1 protein-coding gene and 1 pseudogene are annotated in these 973 nt (G+C 71.8%); both read right to left on the bottom strand.

Translation table 11 applies throughout. From position 1 onward, the window contains the following. Positions 1-260 (bottom strand): annotated as a pseudogene (locus tag D7X55_RS44330) (hypothetical protein); the annotation flags it as partial. A 25-nt stretch (positions 261-285) separates the two neighbouring features. Then, positions 286-973: ThiF family adenylyltransferase (locus D7X55_RS39725; RefSeq protein ID WP_199747354.1), on the bottom strand; the 688-nt coding region annotated here is incomplete at its 5' end.

Here is a 973-nt window from a genome sequence, read left to right as displayed (position 1 = left end):
CCCAGGGACAGGTCCCCGGCGCGCTCCAGGAAGCCATCCGCCCCATCCCAGCCGACCTTCAGGCGCATGGGGACGCGGGGCGAGTCGCGCCGGTCCTCTCCCGTCCTGGTGTCCTGGTTCTCGTTCTGCTCGGACATCGCCGTCGTCTCCCTGCCGCTGCCGCTCTCGTATCCGACCCGGGTCGCGTTCCACCACCGCCCCGGGTCCAGGCCGGCGGCATCATACGCGGGCCCGTCCGCCCCGTTGCGTCTGAAATGCATCACCCGGGAGACTCAAGCCCCTGGCTCAGGCCCCCGCCCAGGCTCCGGTGGCGCAGAACTGCTCGTAATCGATGAGCTGGACCTTCGCTCCGGGCGCGCACACCGGGCACTCCGGGTCGCGGCGCAGCTTGAGCTCCTGGAAGCGCGTGCCCAGGGCGTCGAAGGTGAGCAGCCGCCCCACCAGCGACTCCCCCACCCCCAGCAGCAGCTTCAGGGCCTCCGTGGCCTGGAGCATCCCGATGAGCCCCGGCAGCACGCCCAGGACGCCGGCTTCCGCGCACGACGGCGCCAGCTCCGGCGGGGGCGGCGCGGGGTAGAGGCAGCGGTAGCAGGGGCCTTTGTGGGGGACGAAGGTCGTCACCTGCCCCTCGAAGCGGAACACGGAGCCGTGCACGTTGGGCAGGCCCATCCGCAGGCACGCGTCGTTGAGCAGGTAGCGCGTGGGGAAGTTGTCCCCGCCGTCCAGCACGACGTCGAAGTCCGCGAGGATGCGCTCCACGTTGGCGGAGGTGAGCCGCTCCTGGAAGGGCACCACCTTCACGTCCGGGTTGATGGCCTCGATGGCGGCCTTCGCGCTCTGGACCTTGGGCTGACCCCGGCGCTCCAGCGTGTGCAGCACCTGGCGCTGGAGGTTGCTCAGGTCCACCACGTCCGCGTCCACCACGCCCAGCGTGCCCACGCCCGCCGCGGCCAGGTACAGCGCCGCCGGAGAG

Origin of the sequence: Corallococcus sp. AB049A (assembly GCF_003668885.1) — a bacterium.
Classification (GTDB): Bacteria; Myxococcota; Myxococcia; order Myxococcales; family Myxococcaceae; genus Corallococcus; species Corallococcus interemptor.
This window is presented reverse-complemented; position numbering and strand designations above follow the sequence as displayed.